This is a genomic window from Lysinibacillus mangiferihumi, from assembly GCF_003049665.1.
GTDB classification, from domain to species: domain Bacteria; phylum Bacillota; class Bacilli; order Bacillales_A; family Planococcaceae; genus Lysinibacillus; species Lysinibacillus mangiferihumi.
The window spans coordinates 69,323-92,869 of record NZ_PYWM01000016.1 but is presented as its reverse complement, the minus strand read 5'-3'; the positions used below and the strand labels follow the sequence as shown (position 1 = coordinate 92,869).

The window sequence follows — 23,547 nt, the reverse complement described above, 5'->3', positions numbered from 1 at the left end:
CGACATAGCAAAAAAGTGTTAGATTGATTGCGGTCAATCTAACACTTTTTCTATTCTTGCTATTCACGATAAGGGAGAATTTCAGAGACAGTCACAAATTCATAGCCCTCACTCTGTAAGTAGGCTAATACAGCGTCAAGTCCATCTGCTGTTGATTGGTGAATATCATGCATTAAAACGATGGCATTGTTGTGCATATTTTTTTTAATATATGTCAGTAATAATTGTGAATTACGATGTTTCCAGTCCAAAGTGTCAATGCTCCACAATACTACAGGAACAGGTATTTTCGCATTGATGTCGTCATTAGTAGCGCCGTATGGAGGTCTAAAAACAGTTGCACCTTGATTAATCGCTAATTCAATTTCATTTGCAGTAGACGTATATTCTTTTAAAACTTGCTCCATTGGCATTTTAGTCAATACTGGATGATTCCAAGAATGGTTGCCGATTTCATGACCACGTGCGAGAACATCTCTCGCGATATTAGGATAGTGTTTCACACGGCTTCCGAGCATAAAGAACGTCGCTTTCGCATTGTATTTATCGAGCGTATTTAAAATTTGTTCGGTTACTTTCGGGTGTGGACCGTCGTCAAACGTTAATGCAATACGTTTGGCGTTTGGATCTCCTGGAGAAACAGGTTTTGTAGGTTCCATTGTTTCCATAGCAATTTGAAAATCGGATGCTAATAATGGATTAATAAGTGAAAGAGCAAGCTTCACTATAGGTGCACCTGCTGCGCCACTGGCAATTTCGTACTCATCAAAGTAAAAATGGATCGAATCATCGATAATAGCAAATCGATTAAAGTTTTCCCACTTTGGCTCGGTTACTTTCAGTAGCTCATCATTATTAAGCTGATCTTTTAGCTCAAGATTTTGCTGTAAGTCTTTACGAACATAGGCTGCTAAAGTTGTCAGGTTATTGTTGTCGTTCTGTAATAATGTTTGGATATTGATTTCCTCACCTGTTTCATTATTAAAGAAAAATGTTTTAGTGGAAACTGCATGATTTGCTCCGCCTAAATACAGCATTTTCGTCAAGACAAAAGAATAGTAGTGATCCTGATATGGAAATGTTTCTAAATTTATAGTAAGCTCACCTGTTGCCTTTTTATTTTTATTTTTTTTCATAGATAACAGATAGTCTTCTTTTGCCTCTGTTATATACTGCAGTACGACATCGTTAAAAACTTCACTTTCTGTTTGTGGATAGTGAACGGCAAAAGGTGTGCGTTTATCTTTAGAAACGTCAGATGTAATACGTATACCTGGAAACGCAGAGTTTTCAGTGGACGTAGCTTCACTATTTGTGTCTTTTGAGGCACTAATTTTTTGAAATTTAAAAGGGTCCTTAGACAATACAATGACAAAGATGATGGATATTAATGTAACAATAAGCCCAATTAACAGAAAGTCAATCATAGGGCCGCGTTTTTTTCTGCGTTCCTGAATCAATGTTGGTACGCTCCTCTCTATAATTATTCTTCTATAAAATCAGACGTGCGAGTCAACGGAAAAGTTGTAGAAATCTACAAAGTTTTTGTTGAATTTAATAGAAATACAATAAAAAATAGTATGTAACAGTGTTTAAAAACTATCACGACAAGAACTTATAAAAGACTCGCTCAAAGCAAACTGTATTTTTCACATTTTAGCTCAATGAAATTCGACGGATAAATGGATTTTGTACTGAAGGCATTGTATCATTTAGCGACAGATACAATTATTCCAAAATATATTGATAATATCGAAGATTTTTTGTTGAGTTTTTATTTACAGTTCGTTACTATATGCAAGGAACCTTTTGAAGGAGGTAGATAACTGGAATGCTATCACGTGAAGTGGATAATGAACTTACTATTGACTGCTTGCTTCTTGCAGGGCGAATTATGATTGAAAGTGGTGCAGAAACATATCGTGTTGAAGATACGATGCTGCGTATGGCACAATCTCAAAATATGCTAGATGCGCAATGTTATGCTACACCTACAGGTATTATTTTTTCGTTAGGCAAGACACAGCCGACGAGAATCACTTCTATTTCCAGTAGGGTTACAGATTTGCAAAAAATATCCTTGGTAAATTCAGTATCTCGTAGACTCACATCTCACATAATATCATTAGAAGACGCTTATGACGAGCTAAAGTCGATACAAAAAACAAATTATTTTTTACCAATTTATATACAAACATTTGCAGCAGCACTTGCCAGTGGCTGTTTTCTGATTATGTTTAAGGGTGGATGGTCTGATTTCCCTACAGCATTTATTGCAGGTGGTCTAGGATTTCTTACTCTTATTCTAATGAATCATTTAACAAAAGTGAAATTTTTCTCGGAGTTTACGGCTTCGTTAATTATTGGCGTTATTGCTTTTTTAGCAGTGAAGTTTCACTATGGTACAGAAATCGATAAAATTATTATTAGCTCTGTTATGCCACTAGTGCCAGGTATTTTAATCACTAATGCGGTAAGGGATTTAATGGCAGGTCATTTTATGTCAGGGATGGCAAAGGGAGCAGAGGCTTTTTTAACAGCCTTTGCGATTGGTTCAGCGATTGCCGTCATCCTATCGTTTTAGGAGGCGGAAGAGATGGATATAATTATACAATTAATTGTGAGCTTTTTTTCAACAGCAGGTATTGCGATTATTTTTAATGTACCAAGAAAAACCTTATTTCATTGCGGTTTTGTTGGTGTGATTGGCTGGATGATTTATTATCTTTTGACTGAGCAGGGATTGGATGTTGTAGACGCTTCGTTTTTCAGCTCATTTATCATTGCAATTGTTGCACATTTATATGCGCGCCGCTTTAAAATGCCGATGATTATCTTTATTGTGGCGGGAATCATTCCGCTTGTGCCAGGGGGGATGGCCTACAATGCAATGCGTAATGTTGTCGAAGATGATTATTTACAGGGCTTACAATATGGGCTGAAGGCGTTTTTAATTACAGGTGCAATCGTGATGGGCTTAGTGTTTGCAGAGGTCTTAATGCAATTTGTATTTCGTGCTATCCGCTCAAGCAAGTCGAAGTTGCAAAGAACTTATCGAAAATAAAGTATCACTTTACATTATACAAAATATGGTGAATAAAAAGAGCTGCTCCGAAAGTGGTGGATACATCGGAACAGCTTTTTATCACATTTTTTATTTTATAAGTAATGATTCGATTTCGTCTGGTGTAACAGGTTTGCTAATATAAAAACCTTGAATAGCATCGCAGCCGTAAGTGATTAATAGATCAGCTTGCTCGGCTGTTTCAACGCCTTCAGCTACCACTTTTAACTCCATAGATTTGCCTAACTGTACCATGCCATGCATAAGCTTTTGTGTTTTTTCGGACTTTAATAACGAACTAGTAAATGTTTTATCAATCTTTAATGTTTCGATTGGTAAAATTTGCATGTATCGGAATGAACCATAACCAGTACCGAAATCATCTAAAACAAAAGCAATCCCTTCGTTTTCAAGTTTTCGCATTTGCTGTGTAATAGAGGTAGCAGCTTCTGCTTCTAATGCGAATTTTTCAGTAATTTCAATTTGAATGAGATTGGCAGGGCAATTTGTTTTTGCTAACATATCAAGAATGGATTTGGCCATGTTTTTATCGCGGAATTCACGCACAGATGAGTTAATAGCCACTTTTAAATTATGACCAGCCTTCTTCCAAATAAGTGCTTGCTCGCAGGCTTTTTCTATCATAAACGATCCAATATTGTTAATAAGACCCGTTTCCTCAGCGATTGGAATTAGTTCATCTGGTGAAACGACACCAATCACTTCATCTTCCCAACGAACTAGCGCTTCCACCGCTGTTATTTTACCTGAATAGATGTCAACTTGTGGTTGATAAAGTACTTTTAGGTTTTTCTGGTCTAGTGCTTGTAGCAGACGTTTTTCAATTAAAGCTTTTCGATTTAATGCTTTATGTGTTGCTTTTGAAAGGGAGACAATTTTGTCACCACCGGCTTCACGCACATTCGTAATCGTTGCGATTGAGGCCTTCATTAGTTGAGAGAAGGTTGTTTGATCCTCAGGGTAGCGTGTAATACCACCACTAATTGAAATAGGTACTGCGATATTGCTGCTATAGATTGGATGCTGTTGTAAATAGGACAAGAAGCCTTGTATAAACCATTCACTTAATGGCGTAATGACAACAAAATCATTTTCGTTAATACGAGCCATCGTACTGTCTTGGAAGTACATTTTGATGCGGTTTGTAAATTCGATAATTAGGCTTTGATTGATTTGTTGATCGTGTAATTCCTTTAATGTATAAAATTTATCTATACTTAAATAGACGAAGGAGAAGTGTTTTTCTTCCTCAATCATTTTTGTAATCACTTTTTCTAAACGGTGGGCATTCATCAAGCCTGTTTCTGTATCGATATAAGCAATTTTTTCAAGTTGGTGTTGAATTGTCTTAGATTTTGTAATATCCTTCTCAATTAAAATAAACTGATGTTCATTTGCCTCTAAATTAAAAGTTGGGATAGCTGTGAGAAGTACCCAATAGGACTGCCCTGTTTTCGTAACCTTCTCGATTTCCCCTTGCCACGTATGGCCATTATTTAAATTGCGCCATATCGTATTTGTAATTTTTTCACTCGCTTCGTTTTCAGGGAATAGTTGCCAAAAAGTTTTGCCGATTACTCGCTTTGGTGTCCATTGACTAATTTTTAAAAATTCTGCATTACACTCTAATATAAAGCCATCACGATCCAAAGTCACTGTCATAAATGTAGAGTCTAAACCTTGCTTTAAGTCTACATATGTACTGCTGTTTGAAACAGAATTAATCATTAACTCTGGTAACATAAACATAATTAAAATAAGGTGTTCACCTTGTTCAATAAATGGTTTTGCCAGTAATGCTGAAGAGATTTCTTCTTCAGAATGTGTGTACACTTGAACTTTATCTATATATGTACTTTCTGTATTGTGTAAAATCGCTTGAAACGTCTCAGATGAAAGATTTCTTAGTAGATTTTCATGTATGGATGGAGTAGTATGTCCTGTAATGTCAGTAACTGAGAAACCAAATAGTTCTTCAGCGTGTTTTCCCGAAATTGTTGCTTGTCCATTTTGCTTTATGACAATTGCAGGAAAAGGAAGTGAATTTATATAATGTTCATCTATCGTAAATGATTTATGCATAAGACTCATGAGTATTCGATCTCCTTGGGTAATCAATATATACTAATATTATAGATAATTATCGGGAATTAGTCATTATGAATATAATTGTAAATATTTGATAATGAGAAAAAATAGGACTTTTCTAACGAAATTAAAGAAAAGTTTTGAAGAAAAATAACAATTTTTAGTACGTATATAGGAAGCGGGAATTGAATGGAACGATTAAAAGGTATACTTTTTATTATTACTGGAGCGATGTTGTGGGGAGCAACAGGACCTTTAATGGAATGGTTACTCAATCATACAGCATTGACAGTTTCTTTTATGTTGACAATTCGTCTATCGGTTGCAGGTATTTTTCTACTTACATACTTATTGTTAACAGGTAAAGATATTTTTAGCATATGGCAACAAAAATTTTGGAGTAGACAGCTATTAACCTTTGGTATTGTAGGAATGCTCGGTGTGCAATATGCTTTCGTTGGAGCGATAAATGAAAGTAATGCTGTATTAGCTACGTTACTACAATTTTTAGCGCCAATATTTGTTGTTGCTTATGTATCTCTTAGTTTAAAGAAATGGCCACCTAAATATCAAGTATTAGGTATTATAGGCACATTAGTAGGTTTATTTCTACTACTAACGAACGCTTCTTTTGAATCTTTATTAGTTAGTAATAAAGCCTTATTATGGGGAGTAGCAGTTGGATTAACGTTTGCCTTTTACACATTGTATCCAGCACGTCTGATGAAAGAATGGAATGTGCTCCTTGTCGTAGGCTGGGGGATGCTAATCGGTGGTGTGACGTTAGGTATAGTAAGTCGTGTATGGCAATCCAATCAGTGGACGGTCTTTACAGATTTCAAAATTACAGGTTTAATGCTGGCGCTAATCGTAACGGGCACTGTTGCCTTCATTCTATTTTTAAGTAGCATGAAGTATATTACTGCTGTAGAGACAAGTATCTTATCAAGTATCGAACCGTTAACGGCGATGGTGATCTCAGTTATTGTATTTGGTACATCACTTGGATTGTGGCAATTAGTGGGAGTTTTCGTTATGCTTGTTTGTGTAACATGGCTATCAATCGCAGGAGAAAAGGCATAAAAATATTATTTGTATAGGTGTTTTTGACTAGGTTTATAGAATACTAGTTCTTCTCAAACAAGGGGGAGAGAATGTGAAAGTAATTTTTTCGTATGTAAAACCTTATAAGTGGACAGCCGTTATTGCATTATGTTTGATGCTTATGGAATTATTCGTAGAGCTGATTCAACCGCTTATTATGGCCAAAATTATTGATGATGGTGTACGTGCTCAAAATCAACAGATGATTATACAATGGGGAGCCGTATTACTTATTTTATCTTTTATCGCCTTTTTAGCCGGTGTCATTAATTCATATTTTTCATCACATACTGCGCAAAGCTTTGCTTTTGATTTGCGTAATGCTTTGTTTGAAAAAATACAATCTTTTACATTGGCTAATTATCAAAAATTTTCTACAGCTTCGCTCATTACTCGGCTAACAAATGATGTCACACAAGTTCAAACAGTGTTGTTTATGAGCCTTCGTATTATGCTCCGAGCACCACTTGCTGTTGTGGGGAGCGTTGTTATGGCATTTGTTGTCAATGCAAAACTAGCATTGTTTTTAGTTATTGGGGCACCAATCATTTTTGTTTTCCTAATTTTTATGGTTGCAAAAGGTGTGTCTTATTTTGGGAAAGTGCAAAAGCGTGTAGACCGATTAAATCGAGTGCTTCAAGAAAATTTACAAGCAATGCGCCTCGTGAAAGCTTATTTACGTGGGAAATATGAGGCTTCACGTTTTGAGCAAGTGGCATCACATTTGAAGGTGGATACTGTTAAAGCACTGCGCACGATGGAATATATTATGCCGGTCTTATTGTTCGTAATGAACATGAGTTTATTGGCAGTTCTTTGGTTCGGTACAAAGCAAGTTGCTACAGGGACAGCACCACTTGGAGATATTGTAGCGATTGTCAACTATGCAATGCGTATTACAGGTTCGTTTTCAATGTTTGCTTTTATTATTATTTTTTATGCCCGTGCGAAAGCTTCAGCAGAACGCATGACAGAGGTGTTGGCTGTTGACAATGAAGTAGAAAGTGCTTCGTCATCGATAGTGGGGGCATCTAGTGACATGAAATTAGGGGAGCTGGTATTTCATAATGTCAGCTTTCAATACCCAGGTACAGATGCTACCGTCTTGTCCAACGTAAGTTTTCAAGTGAAGTCAGGTGAAAAATTAGCCATTATGGGGGCTACTGGTGCTGGTAAATCGACTTTACTACAGCTTATTCCTCGTTTTTATGATGTGACAGAAGGACAGATATATGTCGAAGGAAAAGATGTTCAACAATGGGACTTGCAAGAACTACGCGACATCATAGGCTATGTTCCGCAGCAATCTTTATTATTTACAGGTAGTATTGCTGATAATGTACGTTGGGGGGATACGAAAGCGGAAATGGACGAAGTGTTAAATGCAACGATGCAGGCACAAATCCATGCATCTGTGGAAGACTTCCCGAGTGGTTATGATACGCGAGTTGGGCAAAAGGGAGTTAATTTATCAGGTGGTCAAAAACAAAGATTATCGATTGCGAGGGCACTATTAAGAAAAGGACATATATTAATGCTTGATGATAGTACAAGTGCACTTGATGTGAAAACAGAGCAGGCACTATGGGATGCGCTTAGTGAAGAAAGTGCAACGATGCTCGTTGTCACACAAAAAATTCGTACGGCTAAAGGTGCAGATCATATTTTGTTAATAGACGAGGGTAAAGTGGTCGCCTATGGTTCACACGAAGACCTTGTGCAAACTTCTGAGCTCTATCAAAAAATCGCTATCTCCCAGCAGGAGGTGAAATAATGGGATTTTTCCAAAAACCTTTTGGCTATGAGCCGATTTTATCGAAAGAGGATGTAAAACAGGTTGTAAAGAAAAAGAAAGGGCCACGAGCAGCAGATTGGAAAAGTACATTATGGCGTCTATGGAAAATTGTCGATGAACAACGGATGTTATTAGTCATCGTACTGTTACTCGTCATGGTCAGCTCAATTATGGCGCTATTAGGACCGTATGTAATCGGCAAGATAATAGATCTATATGTGATGCATGGCGAGCTAAGTGGATTAGGCAGTAAAATTACGCTGTTAATCGGAATTTATGTGCTTTTAGCTATCTCGTTATTTTTACAAAATTATTGGATGATTGGGATTGCCCAACAGACGATATATAGGCTGCGAACAAGTGTCTTTACTCATTTTCAAAAGTTACCTATTTCGTTTTTTGATAGACGGCAACATGGCGAGTTAATGAGTCGCATGACAAATGATATTGAAGCGGTTAGCTCTACTTTGAATAGTTCTTTTATACAGGTGTTTTCCAGCGTTTTAACGCTTGGGGGCACGCTTATTATCATGCTAAGCTTGAGCCCATTGTTAACGATCTTAACAATGACAATTATTCCAATTATGTTTTGGGCAATGCGCTGGATTACACGTCGAACTGCTCCGTTATTTAAAGAGCAACAATCAGCAATGGGAGCGCTCAATGGCATGGTTGAAGAAACTATTTCTGGACAGCGAATTGTAAAGGCCTTTTCACAGGAAGAGCGTGTAAAAGCAGAATTTCGCGACAAAAGTTTACGTTTGAAAAGAACAGGCTTTTGGGCACAGACGTACTCTGGATATATACCAAAAGTCATGAACTTTTTAAATAATATGAGCTTTACTATTGTTGCTGGTATTGGTGGGGTGCTTGCACTTTACGGTCATGTATCAATAGGTGTAATTGTTATTTTTACAGAATATGCTCGCCAATTTACACGACCATTAAATGATTTGGCGAATCAGTTTAATACAGTACTGTCAGCTATTGCAGGAGCTGAGCGTGTATTTTCATTACTCGATGAACAGTCTGAAATGGAAATGTCTACTGCAAAGAATCATACATTAGTAGGACAGGTAACATTCAAACATGTGTTTTTTAAATATGATGTGGCACAGGAATCTTACACACTAAAAGATATTAATTTTACGGTTGAGCCAGGGCAGACGGTTGCTTTGGTAGGGGCAACTGGTGCAGGGAAAACAACGATTTTACAGTTAATTGCTAGATTTTATGAGGTGACGAAGGGCGAAGTGCTATTTGATGGTATAAATGTACAGCAAATTGAACGGCAAGCACTCCGTTGCCAAATGGCCTTTGTATTACAGGACCCTTTTTTGTTTGAAACTACAGTAAGGGAAAATATACGTTATGGCCGTTTAGATGCTAGTGATGAGGAAGTTATAGAAGCGGCGCAGCTCGCTAATGCGCATGAATTTATTATGAAACTAAAGGATGGTTATGATACTGTTCTTAAAGCAGATGGTCGTGAAATTTCCCAAGGGCAAAAGCAATTATTATCCATTGCACGGGCACTGATTGCTAATCCGAAAATTTTATTGCTTGATGAGGCAACGAGCAGCATTGACACCGTAACAGAATTAGCAATCCAAGAGGCACTCGACCGACTGATGCAAGGACGCACAAGCTTTGTCATTGCACATCGATTAAATACTGTGCACAATGCAGATGTCATACTTGTTATGCAGAAGGGTGAGCTAGTAGAAGCAGGTTTACAGCAAGAATTAATCGAATCAGGGGGCATTTACGCCCAGATGCTAAGCGCCTCCACATATCATTTAGAAGAGTAATGTTTGGAAGAACTATTGAGGTGGAAAAGAACCGCAAATTACTGGTAAACGTAAGTAGGATAAGTTTGATTGTAGAGCGATTTTTCTAGAAATCGTTCTTTTTTAATTGGAAGCACCTGCCAATAGTAACGGTTGTATAATAATTTATTGTAGAAATTTAGTACTTTTATTAATGTAATTTATTTGTATTAATGTTATAATAATTACAATAAATGTAATTATTCGATTTCTTAGGATAAGAAGCCATATAATGATTTATAACTAATCGCTTCTAGTAAATTTCATTTATTTTAAAGACCTATAGTAGTACAAATCTTTCTATTTATTCTGTATTGGAAGTAAAATTGCTGATTATTAGAAACGGGTATTATAATTTGTTGCCAGTTCATTTTCTTTCTTGCTACAATAGGGCAATAGTCTGATATAAGAACGGAGTAAACAATGAACATTTCAGTGATTACAGTGTCATTCCCTTTGGATGGGGAAACATTGAATGAATTAAAAATATTATGTGAAGAAGCAACTTTAAACGATTATCGTGTATATGAAACGATTATGAATATACCATCGGCAGGTTCTTTTGAATCGAAAGGTTTTATGGTGCTTGCTTATGAAGATGACAATGATGTATTAGTAGGTGCTGCAAGTGCCATTGATTTGATAGGGTTGCATACGTATGAATGGTCGTTAGTAGTGACACCAGCTTATCGCCAAAAAGGAATTGGAACAGCTTTAGTCAATGTGTTACAAGCTGGACTAGAAGAGCGAGGAGCAGAAGGTCAGTTGGCAGTCGTTATTGATGGCTCTCCTTACGGGCATACATTTATCGAAAAGTTTGGCTATTCATACAGTTTTTCAGAAGCAACATTGGAAACGAAAGCAGAGCCAGTTGAACTTCGTGATGATATTCAAATTGCCCCATACGCTGGGGAGCAGACTGAACTAATCGCTATATATAGTGATGCGTTTGGGGATTTGCCATCAGAATCGGAGGAGCTAATCGCCTTTAATACGTCAATGAATGGGCGAAAACTATGGGTGGCACATAAAGATGGTCACGTTGTAGGTACGGTGACCACAGCGGAAGAAAATGAAATTCAATGGGTGACAGCACTTGCAGTTCATCCTCAGTATCAAGGGCAAGGAATCGGTACAGCTTTATTATCCTTTTCAAAAGACTATGCTAGTAAACAAAGCGCTAAATTTGTTATGCTTGATGTAGAAATCGAGAATAGAAAAGCTCTTTCTGTTTATGAGAAGGCAGGCTTTATGAAAGCACAGCAACTAGACTATTATGTGAAAAATTAATGGAAAGAGTGGCTAGGACAAAACTAAAAAAATTTAAGGAACAGACGAAAGCTGTTCATAAATTTTTGCTATATGGAGACCTTATTTATTCTTGCTTTTGCAATTAAAAAAATTAGAAATGTTTACTAGTTGTTGGTAGCGAAGGCGGTGACTCCAGCTCAGAACAGCACATAATGTAAGACGCGGGCATTCCGCGCGCAAGCAGAGGGTTGCGGCTTACGGTGCTGAGCGGAAAGCACCGTCGTAGCGGACAACAACGGCATAGCAAAAAAGTGTTAGATTGAACCAAATCAATCTAACACTTTTTCTCTTATGTCCCAACCTCTTTATTGCTAAGAAGTTTAAGTTCCTGTTATATTCCTCTTTTTTATCATAAATGTGTACTATGCCCATATAGTATTAATAAGGATGAAGAAAGGGGGCGTTGTCATGCGTATGCCAGCATTGCCGAAAAAAAAGTCTCCTCCGAGGGAAGCACCTCGCTCATGGTGGAAGGTTGTGAAAGCTTATTTATCGAAAGGAAAGTTTTACAGATTACCACCGCGCCATAAATAATTTTTACAGTATTTATTTAATCTTTATGAATGAGCAAGGCTATCCAACTGCTAAAATAGCATGTTAGGGACTGTATCCTACTGTGCTATTTTTTATTTTTTAGTAAGGCGTAAGAAAGTGTTATTTAATTTTCTAATAGAAATGCCTTTTTCGTAGGACCAATTAAATATAGCTCATGCATGGCACGAGTTAATGCCACATAAAGTAATTTTCTATCAATTTTCGAATCAAAGAAGGGCGTATCAAAGGCAGCAACAATGACAGCATCAAACTCAAGACCTTTTGCTAAATGGCTTGGTACAACAAGTAATACTTGCTGATTAATCGATTCATCTTCTGTGAGAAGTTGACAAGGTATGGCGTCATTCGTTAACGCCTGTTGCATTGATTTGGCTTCAGCCGTAGTTTTGCAAATTAAGGCAATTGATTGGTGCCCGTTTGCTCTAATGGAAGCGAAAATTTCTCTAATTTGCTGCGTATTAAAGGAAGCTGCCTGTACAAATGTTGGCGCATCTCCATGACGGACTACAGGCTCAACTAATGGCAGTTGCTCATCCATTTGCATTAAAATTTTGTTAGCGACCTCCATAATTTCAATAGTTGTTCGGTAACTTTTTTGAAGTGTTCTGAAGCTAGCGCGGGGAAATAAATTTTGCACAGGCTCCCAAGCGGTTAGGGAACGATAGCTATGAATCCCTTGTGCTAAATCACCTACCATTGTAAACATATCCGTTTCTAGCCCTGCTTTTAGAGCGGCGAGTTGGAATAGGCTGTAGTCCTGTACTTCATCGATAAAGACAACGCGCATTTTCCATTCATCTGCAATCCCTTTTAGCTTTGCTTGTAAATAATAGAGGGCAGCTAAATCTTCTAACATCCATTGCTCTTTAGCATGTGCTTGTAAAAATTGTTGTTGTTCCATATAATGCCATTCTGGTGCAATTTCTGCTAATAGTTCAGCGTTCGTTAAAAGTGTACGATAGACTGTTTTTACATTATATTTTGTAAAGCGGCGCATGTAGACAGCAACGGTAGATTTTGCTTCCTTTTCAATGGCGGGCAAACGTTCATCGCGTTCATCGATAAATTTTGTAACAATGTGTTTTCGTTTCTCAGCATCACGAATACCATTGAGCGCTTTTCCAAGGGCTTCATCGTATTTTGCATGCAACGTATTTAAGACGGCTTGTTTCTTTTGCCGAACATGACTTGCAAGTACCTTTTTAATATGGGCTAACCGTTTTTCAATCGGCATATAAGAAAATTCATATAAGAATAATTTTTTTAAATGTGAAGCCCGCATTATACGATATTTTTCAATATAGACATCCTCGAATTGTTCAGCTATTTGCAATTCAATTTTTTGTAAATATCGTTCGATCATATCTCGATAATAAAGGGAGCCCTTCACTTCAGAAATCCAAGCAGTTGGCTGATCAGCACCGCCTATTACGAGTGATTCCAATTGTTCATTCGGATTGCGTAGTTTTAACTTTAGTTTTGTTGCGGCAAGGACATAGTCTGCAAATGTTGTTTGGCATATTTTATCAACACCAAGCTCTGGGAGGACATCTCCAATATAATCAATAAAAAGCTTATTCGGTGCTAAAATCATGAGCTGCTCAGGATTAAAATGTTCGCCCATCGTATAGAGGAAGTACGAGATGCGGTGTAAAGCAATCGTAGTTTTCCCACTACCGGCAGCACCTTGGACAATAATTGGCTGACGCAGATGAGCGCGTATTATATCGTTTTGTTCTTTTTGGATAGTAGAGACGATTTCTGTTAAGCGTACATCTGCTTTTCCTGCCAATGCTTCTTGTAGTAATTCATCATTTGTTGTTAAGTCAATATCCCGAATATCGAGCAATACGCCATCTTCAATTTTATATTGTCGTTTGGCAAATAAATGTCCTTTATGAACTTCTCCGCGAACATCATATTCCATATCACCAAGACGGCCGTCGTAATAGACATTTGCTACAGGCGAACGCCAATCGACAATAATAGGTTCATGTGTTTCACGATGAAATAAGGACGTTTTTCCGATATACAAAAACTCTTCAGGATCGCCCGTTTTTTGAAAGTGAATGCGGGCGAAGTAAGGCTTTTTTTGTACAGCCTCTAAACCTTCTTTTTGATTGCGAGCCATTTCAAAAAAACGAGCATTTGTTAAAATGTTTAAATAACTTAAACTTGAATCTAGATAATCTAAATCCGCCATAGACTTTCGTATATTTTCTTGTGCAGATTGCAGGTCTCGTTGCGATTCATTTAAAATCTGTTGCATATAATTTTGCGTGTATGCAAGGCGCTCTAACTCAGCCTGAAAATCTGGGTGTTGTGCAGTCATTTTTAGCACCTCCTAAGTACTTACAATTTTAAGTAGATTCTCATACTACTATACAAAATTTTACCTATCAAGTGTAAACGTTCTATTTAGCTTATTGTTATACTATGAAGTAACGAGTAAAAGGAGGTTTTGCATTTGGATTTATTTGCCCATCGTGGCGTTTCAGCTCATTTTCCCGAAAATACAAAAGCTGCTTTTTATGCAGCATCTAAGCTACCAATTGCAGGTATTGAATTGGATGTTCATGTCACCGCAGATGGTGAGCTTGTAGTTATTCACGATGAAACGATTGACCGAACATCTAATGGTTCTGGTTATGTAAAAGATTTTACACTTCAGCAACTGCGTGCATATGATTATGGTTCGTGGTTTGCAGCACAATTTCAAGGTGAAAGTATTCCTACATTAGGTGAAGTTTTAGAGCTTTTTGTCGCTACACACCATCGTATCAATATTGAGTTAAAAACGGATGTCTTTCCTTACGAAGGAATTGAGGCACTTGTATTAAAGGAAATAGCGACGCACCAAATGACAGAGAGGGTCATTATTTCTTCCTTTAACCATGAATCGCTTCAAACTGTATATCAGATGGCACCATACATTGAAACGGCTGCTTTATTTGCGGAGGTTTTAGTCGATTTTACAACCTATACAGCAACCATTCCTGCTAATGCGATTCATGTTAGTTTACCTACTGCATTTAGGAAACCTATAGCAACAGCACTAGAGAGAGAGGCAACCGTGCGTGTTTACACCGTTAATGACGTTAAGTATGCAAAGCAATTGCAACAGCTCGGCATACAAGCCCTATTTACAGATGACCCAGAAGCTATACTAGATGGAATCAATAAAGATTAACAAAGCTACCCTTTGCTGAACGACAACTAATGACTCCAAAGGAAACAAAAAAATTCGCGACACTCTTTTATCGATGGCGAAAAGAGGGCGAATTTTTTTGTGTTTTAAGGTTGAAATAGGAAATAGTTATTACCATTTTGCTTGATGTTCTTCGATACATCCTAGCATTTGCTTAATAACTAATGTTTCACCATTATCTAATAAAATCGTTCCATCATAATAACCAAACATTTGATGTACTTCCGATTTAACGAGTTTTGCGTTAGTTGCGGCAACCCGTTCGAAAAATGGAGAGAATGTTAGAGATACTTGATTTGAAAATTTTGTTTTTACTGTCCAGCGTTGCATATAATCCTCTCGATCATAAGTGAACAGCAAATCTTCGTGTATTTTTGTCATCTTCCCATCCACAAAAACAGCATTTTCAGTCATGCCAGTACCATCTGTCCATTTACCGCCTAAGTTGAGTCCGATGCGCCTACCTCGAACACGTTGAGATGCCATGCCCCAATTCCAAGTGGCTTCCCGTGGCCAAACACCACGTCCATAATCAAGTACAGCAAAGCTTTCTTCAGGGGTAAACGTAAAGCGGCGATTGCCGATGATTACTTCTCCTGAAGTAGGAAGAATATGATGCTTTCCTGTAAATTGAAATGTCCTACGATTCCAAGGAATGACGACATTTAACGATTCGTCTGAAGGTGGATGCTGAATAATTAAATTGGCACGCAAGGCATCGCCATCAAAAGTAGGGATTGAAACAGATAAATGTGTTTCGTTTTGAATATAGGTCATATCAATTGTCATTTCACTATTTGTGAAAGATACCGATTCCAGTACATGCGTTGGCATTTTGAGCTTGCCACCGAGTGGAACTGTTATTGTTTTTTCAAAATAGCGCTGAGTTTCATATTCAAGGAAATACACGAAGCACACAGCTGCGTAATCGAAATGACTAATCGTTGCGGAGAATAAAATCTCATCGCCATAGATGCACCAATAGTTCCATTTCTTTTTACGCATGATATGTCCGCTTAAATTGCTATTTATGAGAGGTTTTCGTGCAAATCCAATAGCAGCTGGATTTAAATTCCCTTTTTTATCGCATAAAAGAGTAGGCTGTAAAATTTCTTTCTCAGCATGCTGCTTCACATTCAACATCCCTTCTGTTCGTAAAATAAAAAAATTGCCAATTTGTTTAATCTTATTGTAGCAAAAACTATCTTAAAATTGGAAAAGATAGCGCCTAATGTGACAGCTTTCAGCAATTTTGCGATGAAGGACCTAATTAATAGAACGAACGATGGAGTCATATGATGGACATAAGGAGGGGGAGCGTGGCCAAAATGTATAACAGACAGGCAGCTGTGCAATATGCGAATTTATGGTGGAATAGTCGTAATCCGGCATTTCCGAACTTTGATGTCGATTGTACGAATTATATTTCACAGTGCTTACTTGCTGGAGGAGCACCGATGCGAGGAGCACCAAATAGGGAAAGGGGCTGGTGGATTCAACAAGGCAACTGGAGCTTTAGCTGGTCCGTGGCACATTCTCTAAGATGGTATTTAGAGGGCTCAAAAACGGGTTTAAAGGCTACACGCGTGCAAACGGCAGAACAATTGGACATTGGGGACGTTATATTTTACGATTTTCAAGGAGATGGCAGAATTGATCATTCGGTCATTGTGACGAGTATCCAAAATGGAATTCCCTATGTCAATGCACATACATCAGATAGTATTAATAGGGCTTATTTTTATCAGGATTCTACGGCGTATACCCCAAATATGACCTATTATTTTTATCATATAGATGATAGTTTTGCTTAGAGTGTTAGCAGTTTTAAAGCTCATCATTTTATGATAATGTTGGAGATAGAAATGAAGAATAATGATATATACTACTATTATTAGAAGGAGATAGAAAAAAATGAGCGAACAATTTTTATCGGTAAGAGATGCAATTATAAATCGCCGTTCAATTAAGAAGTTTAATGGGCAATTAGTGAAACGTGAAGATTTACTGGGCATTGTTGACGATGCTGTCTGGGCACCGAATCATGGTAATCGCGAACCGTGGCGTTTAGTTATTGCTTGCGATGATGATTTAGTTGCACTACATCAGCTATTACGAGAGCTAGCTGTTCCAAAATGGCAGGAGCTTTCGAGTGAAGATTTAGCGAAGCAAATGGCAAAATTTACATTGCCTGGTGGCTATGCATTTGTCATTGTGCCAGAGGATGCACGTCAAAAAGAGCGTTTAGAAGATTACGCAGCAGCGAGTATTTTTATTCAAAATATCCAGCTGTTAGCTTGGGATAAAGGTATTGGCTCTTGCTGGAAAACACCAGGCTTCTTAGATAATCCTAAATTCCGTGAAGCATTAAAAGTGCAGCCAGGTGAACGTGTAATAGCGATGTTACAGGTAGGTTATTTTGATGAAGTACCAAAAGGCAAAGAACGAAAAACATCAGCACAGTTTGTAACGAATTTTGGTGAATAAACAAATGAAAAATCCCCTGCCAAAATGGCGAGGGGATTTTTATTATCGCGGGTAAACCGCAGTAAAGCGCGGGTAAAATCGGGTATTCCGCGGGTAAATGGTAATAAAGCGCGGATAACCCAAAGTATTTCGCGGGTAAAGCAAAGTACATCGCGGATAAGTTGTGTTGTTTACGATTGACTTAGTGCTGCAACCTCATATAAATAGTCTCCTAATACACGTAAACCTTTATCGAAGTTTTCTAAATGGAAATGCTCGTTTGGTGCATGGAAGTTTTCGCTCGATAGACCAAAGCCCATTAAAACAACTGGTAAAGCTAAAATTTCATCAAAGGCAGCAACGATTGGAATCGAACCACCACCACGTGTGTAAGCGGTAGGTACATTATAAACTTTTTCGTAGGAACGACCGGCTGCTTGAATAAATGGATGATCAAATGGTGTTAAGAATGGACGGCCTTTATCGAATTCTGAAATCGTTACTTCTACACCAGCAGGCTTATGTTTGTCGATATGTGCTTTTAATAAAGCAACGATTTCTTCTGGCTCCTGATTTGGTACTAGTCGGCAAGTAATTTTTGCACCAGCTTCAGCAGGAAGTACAGTTTTAATGCCTTCGCCAGAGAATCCGCCGAATACACCATTTACTTCTAAAGTTGGACGGGCCCAAGTACGCTCTAAATAAGAATAGCCTGCTTCACCGAACAATTCAGATACGCCGACTTCCTCTTTTACGGAGTCTTCGTCAAAGCCTAGTGCTCGATAAGCTTCACGTTCTTCTTCCGTTAATGGTAATGCTTTATCGTAGAAACCTTCTACTTGGATTGTACCGTGTTCGTCGCGGAAGGATGCTAAAATTTCTGCTAGTGCATGAATGGCATTTTGTACACCGCCACCGTATAGGCCTGAATGTAAATCGCCTTTTGCGCCACGCACATCAATTTGTACGCCTGTAAGACCGCGTAAGCCATAGCATACTGCTGGTTTACCAGGGCCATAAAGACCTGTATCAGAAATCAAAATTAAATCAGCTGCTAATTTTTCTTTATGTTCTTCAACAAAGGCAGGCAGATGAGGGCTACCGATTTCTTCTTCTCCTTCATAGATGAATTTTACGTTCACTGGCAAAGTACCAGTCGTTGCAAATAGTGCTTCAATCATTTTTAAGTGCATAAACACTTGACCTTTATCATCACTTGCGCCACGTGCATATAATTTGTTATCACGGATCGTAGGGTTGAACGGTTCGCTATCCCATAGATGTAATGGATCAACTGGCTGTACATCGTAGTGACCGTAAAATAGAATAGTTGGTTTGCCTTCTGCATGTAACCAGTCAGCATAAACAACAGGGTGACCAGCAGTTTGAGTGATAGAAATGTTTTCTAAGTTGAGTTTCTTGAAGGCATCAGCTAGCCATTCTGCGGCATGCTGAATATCGCCTTTATGCTCAGATAATGAACTAATACTTGGAATACGTAAAAATTCATTTAATTCATTTAAGTGCGCCTCACGATGTTCAGCAAAATAAGCATTTAATGTCTGTAATTGCGTCATACATTCATCCCTCTTTCAATATTTCGATAATAGAAATAGTATAGCATAATGTGGTTGGGGAATCCTGTCGTAGCAATGCTTTCCAAAACATTATTTATTGCTGCAATAGCGATGATTCATACGGAACTATCCTTCAGCAACCTAGACATTGTTATGACAAGCAACTATTATAAATAGGAGAAAAAAGGGGGAGTTGTATGGGGAATAAACGATATTCATCTGACTTTAAATTAGAGCTTGTAAAACAATATCGCCTCGGCACCGCTGTCAGTAAATTATCAAGCGAATATGGTATATCTGAAGTAACCATTTATAAATGGATAAAGTTATATACACCAGTTGATGGTGTCACCGACATGACGAAGGCAGAAGTATTAACCGTTCAAAAAGAAAACGAACGATTAAAACAAGAGGTCGATATTTTAAAAAAGGCTATTACCATATTCGCAGCCAATTAGATGATACAGATGTAATTGATTATATAGAACGGGAAAGTAAAAAACATGCTGTTAAAGTACTCTGTGAGCTATTAGACTTGCCCAAAAGTACTTACTACAGTGGATTGCAAAAAAAGCAACAGTCATCAAGAAAGTCGGCATCGGAAGCGTTATTAGAGGAAATTGAACAAATATTTATCGAAAATGGGCAACTTTATAATGGTGCACAGCTATATGAAATATTGAAAATGCGAGGCTTTCAAGGGAGTTTGCGGAAGGTCCAGCGTGTATTAAAAATGGCAAGGGAAGCACAAGTAGAAGAAGTTCCGGAACCAATAGTAAATATAGGCTTCGAAACGACAAAAGCTAACGAAAAGTGGGTAATCAATATAAGTTACGTACCAACTTGGCATCAAGGATGGGCTTATATGGCGTCTATTATAGATGTCCATACAAAGAAAATAACGGGTTTCAGCTTCGATCAAGTACTAAGTGAAGACTTATTGGTAATGGCTATACAGAAAGCATATGACCAGTTTCCAATGCCATCAGCTTTGTATACTAGCCTACAACCAGCGTTTATTGAACATTGTAAAGAAGCTTGTAAAGAAAAAGAGCTGTTACTACCACCAATTGTTTTTAAAGAGTATTTATATGATGATGCATGTTTACAAGCGATGGTGCCATTTTTAACGGGTGCACAATATCGATTGCGTCGAGGACATGCTTCCATAGATAAATGAGAATAATGTGAATACGAGAGCTTTCTTAAATGGCGATATTTAAGAAGGCTTTTTTGTCTCTAAAAATTATAAAAATTAACTTAAAATCGTCCACAATATTGACGTTTTCTGAATAATTAATTATATTTAAAGTATATTAAGTCTACAAATCTATTGAGAGAGGAGAATTCTAAATGAAAGCGCTAGTATTTGCAGGACCAGGTAAAAAGGAATTACGTGAAGTAGACAAACCTCGTGTAGTGAAAGATAGCGATGCAGTGGTGCGTCTTGTGAAAACAACTATTTGTGGTACGGATTTGCATATCTTAGGTGGCGATGTACCTGCTGTTAAAGAGGGGACAATTTTAGGTCACGAAGGTATTGGAATTGTTGAAGAGGTAGGGGCAGGTGTATCAAACTTTAAAGTAGGCGATAAAGTAATTATTTCATGCGTGACGTCATGTGGTAAATGTCACTATTGTAAAAAATCTTTATATGCTCATTGTGAAGATGGCGGGTGGATTTTAGGTCATTTAATCAATGGGACACAAGCAGAGTATGTTCATATTCCACATGCTGATAACTCTCTATACCACATTCCACAAGGGATATCTGATGATGCTGCTGTTATGATTTCTGATATTTTACCAACGGGTTTGGAAATTGGCGTATTAAATGGTCAAGTGTCACCAGGTGATGTAGTAGCTATCGTAGGTGCAGGTCCAATTGGAATGTCTGCACTATTAACTTCGCAATTTTACTCTCCTTCAAAAATTATAATGATTGATCTCGATGATAATCGTTTACAAGAATCCAAGAAATTTGGTGCTACAGAGACAATCAATTCACGTGATGCCCAAGCTGCAATCGATAAAATATTTGAAATGACAGATGGTCGTGGAGTTGACGTAGCAATTGAAGCTGTAGGTTACCCTGCAACATTCGATATTTGCCAGCGAATTTTATCACCAGGAGGTCGTTTAGCTAATGTTGGTGTCCATGGTAAACCTGTCGATTTGCAATTACAAGATTTATGGATTCGCAACGTGACAATTTCCACAGGTTTAGTATCGACAAGCACAACACCGATGCTAATAAAAACTTTAGAAACAGGGAAGATTAAGCCAGAAAGGTTAGCTACACATCGCTATAAATTTGACGACATGATGGAAGCTTACGAAACATTTGCTAATGCGGCGGATGAGCATGCATTAAAAATCATTATAGATTTTCAATAAATAGCTTAAAAAGCTCTTAAAGCGGGTAATACCTTTTAAGAGCTTTTTGTATATGTTGATGATAGTGATAAAGGTACTGTGTAAAGCTTCGCTATTAGTTATAAACAAATCTTTATATAAGCAAAAGTAATATTAAGCCTACAATAATTAAATGCGACTATGTGAATTTGAATTTGGAAGGGTTTTCATAGGTTTTTTCATATAAAAGAGATATAGTAGTAAAACATTTTTTACGAATATTACAAGTAAAAGCATTTAAGCTTACACGATTGTAATGAAATTGAAAGCCAATACGATAGAGTGTAATACATTATTTTGCGAGAATGTGTATAGAAGCAAGAACAAGAAGCGGAGGAATACACAATGAATGAAAAATTAGAAGGCGTATATGAGGAATATAATCGTTATATATACCATTTATGTTTGAAACTTACTCGTAATAATGTAGAAGCAGAAGATCTGATGCAAGAAGTTTGGGTCAAAGTCGTACGCTACGAAGATAGCGTTGCCGAAGTAGAACATATTAAAGCTTGGCTAACAACAATTACAATGAACACATTTAGAGATCGCTATCGAAAAAAAGTACGACGCAGTAAGTACATGATGAACCAACCTGAAACATTAGACGTACCGATTTTAGATTTGGTTCCCAATAATGAAATTTCAACAGAAGAAAAAATTGAAAAAGAAATTGTGACAAAGCTAGTACAGGATAAAATGGGACAGTTAGATGCAATCTATAGAAAAACTTTATGGTATTTCTACATAGACCAATATTCACTTGCTGAAATTTCTACTATTATGAAGGTTTCTATTGGGACGGTGAAATCTCGTTTATTCCGTGCGAAAGCGCGCCTAAAAGAAATGCTTATGGCTGATGTGTCAATTGTCGAGGCTGTGCTACCAGCGTAATAAAAACAATTGGTCGCACTATCTTAACTACTTAGACGGAAGTATTCGTTCGGCCAATCAAAATAAGGATGCATTGCAAACAATAATTTGCGATGCATCCTTATTCGTGTTTCTACACAAAGCTGAAAATTTAATCTTGACGATTAGTATCGACAGTTAGTAAACACTTGGCAAAAATATCACGTAATGTTTGCACCTCTTCTGCTGACAGCATGCCAAACATATTGTTAATAATTTCGCTAACTTGTTGACGTGATTCTTCAAGGATATCTTCACCCTCGGTCGTAATAACTAATTGCGAGGCTCTGCGATCGGTAGCGTGCTGTGTTTTTTCGATAAAGCCAGCATTAATCAGTTTGGTCGTTAATACTGTGACGCCACCTGTTGTAACTTTTAAGCGCTCAGCTATAGCAGAAGGGCGCTTTGGTCCCTCCTGCGATAAGTAGTCTAAAATTAAAATATGGGATTTTGAAAAGCCGAGTACATTATGATTATTCCACTCGTTTGCCCATTTACGCTCGATAGAAGAGACAACTTCAAATAATGAGGTAATGGCTTGTTGTTTTTCTTGATCCATATAAGGTCATCTCCAAAACAGTTTTAACTTTCTTGAGCCAATCTTGTCATCGCGTTTAACTCGTAAGCACGTACTTTACGTGGAATAAAACGACGAATGTCCATCTCATTGTACCCAACTTGGATACGTTTTTCATCTATAAGGATAGGGCTACGTAACATTCTTGGGTGCGCCTGAATAATCGCGTATAGCTCTTGAATAGAAAGCTGATCAATATCAATATTAAGATTTTTAAAATCATTTGAGTTTGTAGCAATAATTTCATCAGTGCCATCTTCTGTCATGCTTAAAATTTCTTTAAATTCAGCAAGTGTAAGAGGATGTGATGTAATACGTTTTTCTTTATATTCAATGTTGTGTTCTTTTAACCATTTTAATGCTTTTCTGGATGAAGAGCAGCTCGCTTGTGAGTAAATTGTAACTGTCATTCTTCATTCCCCGCTTTCTTTGTTAGATTATATTTTATGAATAGCTTATATGTAAGTTAAATAGGTTATACATATATCTTACTAGTAAGCTATATATAAATCAATAGTTATTTAAAAAACTTTTAAGAGAATATGATATTTTTTAATCTATACTAAATATACGCTGGAAAGAGGGAAAAGTTTCATTAAATAAGCTTACAATGATGTAAGTTTAG

At 37.4% G+C, this 23,547-nt stretch carries 21 protein-coding genes; 14 read left to right on the top strand and 7 right to left on the bottom strand.

Annotated elements, in window-relative coordinates; translation table 11 throughout:
* Positions 1-59: 59 nt before the first annotated feature.
* Positions 60-1,460, bottom strand: coding sequence for a polysaccharide deacetylase family protein (locus C9J37_RS15470; RefSeq protein ID WP_235617133.1), 1,401 nt, complete (start codon positions 1,458-1,460; stop codon positions 60-62).
* Between the two features lie 371 nt (positions 1,461-1,831).
* Between C9J37_RS15470 and C9J37_RS15465 the strand changes: the two genes are divergently transcribed.
* Entirely contained in the window at positions 1,832-2,584 is a 753-nt protein-coding gene (locus C9J37_RS15465) for a threonine/serine exporter family protein (protein WP_107896047.1), read from the top strand.
* A 12-nt stretch (positions 2,585-2,596) separates the two neighbouring features.
* Positions 2,597-3,064: a threonine/serine exporter family protein gene (locus C9J37_RS15460; RefSeq protein WP_107896046.1), complete on the top strand. Its 468-nt coding sequence runs from the start codon at positions 2,597-2,599 to the stop codon at positions 3,062-3,064.
* 90 nt (positions 3,065-3,154) lie between these two features.
* On the opposite strand, the gene C9J37_RS15455 is transcribed toward C9J37_RS15460, so the two are convergent.
* A complete protein-coding gene (locus tag C9J37_RS15455) occupies positions 3,155-5,176 on the bottom strand; it encodes a bifunctional diguanylate cyclase/phosphodiesterase (protein WP_107896045.1) in 2,022 nt (673 codons plus the stop codon).
* Positions 5,177-5,362: 186 nt separating this feature from the next.
* Here C9J37_RS15455 and C9J37_RS15450 point away from each other — a divergent pair, with 186 nt between their 5' ends.
* The 5 genes from C9J37_RS15450 to C9J37_RS29420 all read left to right on the top strand — a co-directional run bounded on the left by C9J37_RS15450 (position 5,363) and on the right by C9J37_RS29420 (position 11,746).
* Positions 5,363-6,256 carry a DMT family transporter gene (locus tag C9J37_RS15450; RefSeq protein ID WP_107896044.1) on the top strand — a complete coding sequence of 298 codons (894 nt, stop codon included), beginning with the start codon at positions 5,363-5,365 and terminating at the stop codon, positions 6,254-6,256.
* 73 nt (positions 6,257-6,329) lie between these two features.
* Positions 6,330-8,051 carry an ABC transporter ATP-binding protein gene (locus tag C9J37_RS15445; RefSeq protein ID WP_107896043.1) on the top strand — a complete coding sequence of 574 codons (1,722 nt, stop codon included), beginning with the start codon at positions 6,330-6,332 and terminating at the stop codon, positions 8,049-8,051.
* A complete protein-coding gene (locus C9J37_RS15440; RefSeq protein ID WP_107896042.1) occupies positions 8,051-9,883 on the top strand; it encodes an ABC transporter ATP-binding protein in 1,833 nt (610 codons plus the stop codon). The genes C9J37_RS15445 and C9J37_RS15440 overlap by 1 nt, the downstream gene beginning before the upstream one ends.
* Positions 9,884-10,324: 441 nt before the next feature.
* Entirely contained in the window at positions 10,325-11,191 is an 867-nt protein-coding gene (locus C9J37_RS15435) for a GNAT family N-acetyltransferase (protein WP_107896041.1), read from the top strand.
* A 429-nt stretch (positions 11,192-11,620) separates the two neighbouring features.
* Entirely contained in the window at positions 11,621-11,746 is a 126-nt protein-coding gene (locus tag C9J37_RS29420) for a hypothetical protein (protein WP_255313807.1), read from the top strand.
* A 124-nt stretch (positions 11,747-11,870) separates the two neighbouring features.
* Here the strand turns inward: C9J37_RS29420 and helD are convergent, their stop codons facing one another.
* Complete coding sequence (helD, locus tag C9J37_RS15430; RefSeq protein ID WP_107896040.1) at positions 11,871-14,099, bottom strand: RNA polymerase recycling motor HelD; 2,229 nt, start codon at positions 14,097-14,099, stop codon at positions 11,871-11,873.
* Positions 14,100-14,234: 135 nt separating this feature from the next.
* Between helD and C9J37_RS15425 the strand changes: the two genes are divergently transcribed.
* A complete protein-coding gene (locus tag C9J37_RS15425) occupies positions 14,235-14,957 on the top strand; it encodes a glycerophosphodiester phosphodiesterase (RefSeq protein ID WP_107896039.1) in 723 nt (240 codons plus the stop codon).
* A 129-nt stretch (positions 14,958-15,086) separates the two neighbouring features.
* On the opposite strand, the gene C9J37_RS15420 is transcribed toward C9J37_RS15425, so the two are convergent.
* Entirely contained in the window at positions 15,087-16,109 is a 1,023-nt protein-coding gene (locus C9J37_RS15420; RefSeq protein ID WP_107896038.1) for a DUF2804 domain-containing protein, read from the bottom strand.
* Between the two features lie 185 nt (positions 16,110-16,294).
* Between C9J37_RS15420 and C9J37_RS15415 the strand changes: the two genes are divergently transcribed.
* Together C9J37_RS15415 and C9J37_RS15410 are read left to right on the top strand one after the other, a co-directional pair.
* Positions 16,295-16,789 carry an amidase domain-containing protein gene (locus tag C9J37_RS15415; RefSeq protein ID WP_024362771.1) on the top strand — a complete coding sequence of 165 codons (495 nt, stop codon included), beginning with the start codon at positions 16,295-16,297 and terminating at the stop codon, positions 16,787-16,789.
* A 100-nt stretch (positions 16,790-16,889) separates the two neighbouring features.
* Positions 16,890-17,462, top strand: a complete 573-nt coding sequence (locus tag C9J37_RS15410) for a nitroreductase family protein (RefSeq protein WP_025218519.1) — start codon at positions 16,890-16,892, stop codon at positions 17,460-17,462.
* Between the two features lie 170 nt (positions 17,463-17,632).
* Here the strand turns inward: C9J37_RS15410 and C9J37_RS15405 are convergent, their stop codons facing one another.
* Positions 17,633-19,018 carry a dipeptidase gene (locus tag C9J37_RS15405; RefSeq protein ID WP_107896037.1) on the bottom strand — a complete coding sequence of 462 codons (1,386 nt, stop codon included), beginning with the start codon at positions 19,016-19,018 and terminating at the stop codon, positions 17,633-17,635.
* Positions 19,019-19,215: 197 nt separating this feature from the next.
* On the opposite strand from C9J37_RS15405, the gene C9J37_RS15400 reads away from it, so the two are divergent.
* From C9J37_RS15400 to C9J37_RS15385, 4 genes are all read left to right on the top strand, one after another.
* A complete protein-coding gene (locus C9J37_RS15400) occupies positions 19,216-19,476 on the top strand; it encodes a transposase (protein ID WP_024362775.1) in 261 nt (86 codons plus the stop codon).
* A gap of 77 nt (positions 19,477-19,553) precedes the next feature.
* Entirely contained in the window at positions 19,554-20,198 is a 645-nt protein-coding gene (locus tag C9J37_RS15395; protein ID WP_107896036.1) for a hypothetical protein, read from the top strand.
* A gap of 173 nt (positions 20,199-20,371) precedes the next feature.
* On the top strand, positions 20,372-21,415 hold the full coding sequence (locus tag C9J37_RS15390) for a zinc-dependent alcohol dehydrogenase family protein (RefSeq protein WP_107896035.1): 1,044 nt from the start codon (positions 20,372-20,374) through the stop codon (positions 21,413-21,415).
* A 363-nt stretch (positions 21,416-21,778) separates the two neighbouring features.
* Positions 21,779-22,327 (top strand): RNA polymerase sigma factor, encoded by a 549-nt coding sequence (locus C9J37_RS15385; protein WP_024362778.1) that lies wholly within the window; start codon positions 21,779-21,781, stop codon positions 22,325-22,327.
* Between the two features lie 130 nt (positions 22,328-22,457).
* On the opposite strand, the gene C9J37_RS15380 is transcribed toward C9J37_RS15385, so the two are convergent.
* Together C9J37_RS15380 and spx are read right to left on the bottom strand one after the other, a co-directional pair.
* A complete protein-coding gene (locus tag C9J37_RS15380) occupies positions 22,458-22,904 on the bottom strand; it encodes a MarR family winged helix-turn-helix transcriptional regulator (protein ID WP_024362779.1) in 447 nt (148 codons plus the stop codon).
* Between the two features lie 23 nt (positions 22,905-22,927).
* On the bottom strand, positions 22,928-23,332 hold the full coding sequence (gene spx, locus C9J37_RS15375) for a transcriptional regulator Spx (RefSeq protein WP_024362780.1): 405 nt from the start codon (positions 23,330-23,332) through the stop codon (positions 22,928-22,930).
* Positions 23,333-23,547 lie beyond the last annotated feature (215 nt).

Coding starts and splice junctions, on each gene's coding strand:
- C9J37_RS15380 (WP_024362779.1), bottom strand. CDS start 22,904: ATGGATCAAGAAAAACAACAAGCCATTACCTCATTATTTGAAGTTGTC.
- C9J37_RS15435 (WP_107896041.1), top strand. CDS start 10,325: ATGAACATTTCAGTGATTACAGTGTCATTCCCTTTGGATGGGGAAACA.
- C9J37_RS15440 (WP_107896042.1), top strand. CDS start 8,051: ATGGGATTTTTCCAAAAACCTTTTGGCTATGAGCCGATTTTATCGAAA.
- C9J37_RS15450 (WP_107896044.1), top strand. CDS start 5,363: ATGGAACGATTAAAAGGTATACTTTTTATTATTACTGGAGCGATGTTG.
- C9J37_RS15400 (WP_024362775.1), top strand. CDS start 19,216: ATGGGGAATAAACGATATTCATCTGACTTTAAATTAGAGCTTGTAAAA.
- C9J37_RS15460 (WP_107896046.1), top strand. CDS start 2,597: ATGGATATAATTATACAATTAATTGTGAGCTTTTTTTCAACAGCAGGT.
- C9J37_RS29420 (WP_255313807.1), top strand. CDS start 11,621: ATGCGTATGCCAGCATTGCCGAAAAAAAAGTCTCCTCCGAGGGAAGCA.
- C9J37_RS15390 (WP_107896035.1), top strand. CDS start 20,372: ATGAAAGCGCTAGTATTTGCAGGACCAGGTAAAAAGGAATTACGTGAA.
- C9J37_RS15455 (WP_107896045.1), bottom strand. CDS start 5,176: ATGAGTCTTATGCATAAATCATTTACGATAGATGAACATTATATAAAT.
- C9J37_RS15405 (WP_107896037.1), bottom strand. CDS start 19,018: ATGACGCAATTACAGACATTAAATGCTTATTTTGCTGAACATCGTGAG.
- C9J37_RS15385 (WP_024362778.1), top strand. CDS start 21,779: ATGAATGAAAAATTAGAAGGCGTATATGAGGAATATAATCGTTATATA.
- C9J37_RS15465 (WP_107896047.1), top strand. CDS start 1,832: ATGCTATCACGTGAAGTGGATAATGAACTTACTATTGACTGCTTGCTT.
- helD (WP_107896040.1), bottom strand. CDS start 14,099: ATGACTGCACAACACCCAGATTTTCAGGCTGAGTTAGAGCGCCTTGCA.
- C9J37_RS15410 (WP_025218519.1), top strand. CDS start 16,890: ATGAGCGAACAATTTTTATCGGTAAGAGATGCAATTATAAATCGCCGT.
- spx (WP_024362780.1), bottom strand. CDS start 23,332: ATGACAGTTACAATTTACTCACAAGCGAGCTGCTCTTCATCCAGAAAA.